General features: G+C 60.2%; 1 pseudogene. It reads left to right on the top strand.

From position 1 onward, the window contains the following. A pseudogene (locus J5M57_RS28825) lies at positions 1-124 on the top strand (cytochrome ubiquinol oxidase subunit I); the annotation flags it as partial. Positions 125-246 lie beyond the last annotated feature (122 nt).

Raw genomic sequence — 246 nt, 5'->3', positions numbered from 1 at the left:
CGGTCGTCAGCCGTGGGTGGTCTACGGCTTGATGCGTACGGCGGATGCGTCGTCCAACCACAGCTTCATGCAGATGAGCATCACCCTGATCATGTTTGTCGTGGTGTATTTCGCGCTGTTCGGCGCCTTCATCATCCGCCGCGGACAACGGACGGGCCGGTGTGCGTTTCTGTCCAGGACCACCGTCGTTGGTTTCCTTGCCCTCGTCGGTTTTCGGCCCTTTGCGCACCAGGCGCATCATGTAAC

The sequence above is a fragment of the Pseudomonas sp. 86_A genome (assembly GCF_017491705.1).
Classification (GTDB): Bacteria; Pseudomonadota; Gammaproteobacteria; order Pseudomonadales; family Pseudomonadaceae; genus Aquipseudomonas; species Aquipseudomonas koreensis.
The sequence above is the reverse complement of the archived record's forward strand: the minus strand, read 5'-3'. Positions and strand labels throughout refer to the sequence as shown.